The sequence below is a fragment of the Pseudonocardia sp. SID8383 genome, from assembly GCF_009864975.1.
GTDB classification, from domain to species: domain Bacteria; phylum Actinomycetota; class Actinomycetes; order Mycobacteriales; family Pseudonocardiaceae; genus Pseudonocardia; species Pseudonocardia alni.
Map to the genome: position 1 here is coordinate 1 of NZ_WWFY01000467.1, position 1,730 is coordinate 1,730.

1 protein-coding gene and 1 pseudogene are annotated in these 1,730 nt (G+C 76.8%); both read right to left on the reverse strand.

Annotation, left to right across the window (positions count from 1 at the left end):
• Nucleotides 1-97 precede the first annotated feature (97 nt).
• Nucleotides 98-1,309 carry a mannose-6-phosphate isomerase, class I gene (gene manA, locus GTW08_RS11395; protein ID WP_073576343.1) on the reverse strand — a complete coding sequence of 404 codons (1,212 nt, stop codon included), beginning with the start codon at nt 1,307-1,309 and terminating at the stop codon, nt 98-100.
• 27 nt (nt 1,310-1,336) lie between these two features.
• A pseudogene (locus GTW08_RS11400) lies at nt 1,337-1,730 on the reverse strand (hypothetical protein); the annotation flags it as partial.

Sequence of the window (1,730 nt, forward strand, 5' to 3'; positions counted from 1 at the left end):
GCGGCCCGCCGGACCGGGTGAGCCGGAACGCGGTGGCCTGCAGCGCGGCGGGCCACCACCCGGCGGCGTGCAGCCCGACGGGCCGGAGCGCGGTGGGCTACAGCGCGTCGCCGGACAGGAAGACGGTGGCCCCGTCCTCGCCGGTGGTCAGCACGGCGCCGCTGTCGGCCGCGGAGAGGAACACCGCGCGACCGCGGGGCAGCTCGACGGTGACGCCGCCGGCGTCGACCGCGGCGTCACCGTCGACGCACAGCAGGATGCGGGCGCCGGTGCCGGGGACGTCGAGCTTGTCCCGGCCGTCGGTGACCGCGCGGCGGAGCAGGAATTCCTCGACCGGCACGTCGTAGCGGTGCCAGCCGTCGGCGCCGGGGTCGGGGACCGGGGCGCGGACCGGCGGCGGCGGGGCGGTGAAGTCGAGGACGCGCAGCAGCTCCGGCACGTCGACGTGCTTGGGCGTCAGCCCGCCGCGCAGCACGTTGTCGGAGTTGGCCATCACCTCGATGCCCGCCCCGGACAGGTACGCGTGCAGGTTCCCGGCCGGCAGGTACAGCGCCTCACCGGGGGCCAGGGTGATCCGGTTGAGCAGCAGCGCGGCGAGGACGCCCGCGTCGTCGGGGTAGCGCTCGGACAGGTCGAGCGCGGTCTTCGCCTCGCCGGTCCACTCCTTGGCGGTGCCGCGCTCCAGCAGCCGGACCGCGCCGTCCTGCAGGGCCGGCACGAGCCCGTCGAGCACCGACTGGGGCAGCGTGATCCAGGTGGTGAACAGCGCGCGCAGCCCGTCCGGGCACGGCTGGCCGGCGAGCAGCTCGGTGTAGGCGGCGAGCTCGGGGACGTCCAGGGCGCGCAGCAGCTCCACCGTGCGGGCCGGCTCGCGGAACCCGACCAGCGCGACGAACTCGGTCAGCGCGCAGATCAGCTCCGGCTTGTGGTGGGCGTCGCGGTAGTTGCGGTCCGGCGCGTCCACCGCGATCCCCGCGGCGTTCTCCCGCTCCCAGCCCTCGCGGGCCTGCTCCAGGCTCGGGTGGGCCTGCAGGCTCAGCGGCTCCTCGGCGGCCAGCACCTTCAACAGGAACGGCAGCCGTCCCTCCCAGCGGTCGCGGCCCGGGCCCAGCGCGGCGAGCGGGTCGGCGGCGATGAGCTCGTGCAGCGGGCGGGTGCCCCCGGCGACCGTCGACGGGGCGGCCGGGTGCGCGCCCAGCCACAGCTCCGCCTGCGGGTGCGGTGACGGGACGGGCTCGCCGAGCAGCTCGGCGATGACCGTCCGCGAACCCCAGGCGTAGGTGCGGATCGGGTTCTCCAGCAGTTCCACGGGTCTCCCGGTGTCAGGTGCGCGGGGTCAGGTGATCAGGGTGGCGCCGGTCGCCAGGCCGAGGTACACGGCGGCGATGTCGGCGCGCAGGGCGAGCACACCGGCCCGCAGCAGCGCCGCGTCGCGGGTGCCGCGCGGGATCTCGTCGACCGGGTGCGCCAGATCGGCGTTCGGCCACTCCCGGCCGAGCACCCGGCGGCTCACCGACTGCGGGTCCTCCTCCCCCGTGCCGAGCAGCACCAGCCGCGGCGGCGGCGCGTCGCCACCGGGGGCCGGGTCGTCGAACGGGTCGTGGAAGATGTCGCCCCCGCCCCGCTCGGACAGGTCGACGGCGACGCGCAGACCGGCCAGGGTGCCCGCCTGCGCGAGCCCGTCGGCGTGCGCGACGACACCGGCGTGGGTGGCCAGCGCCAGCGCGCCG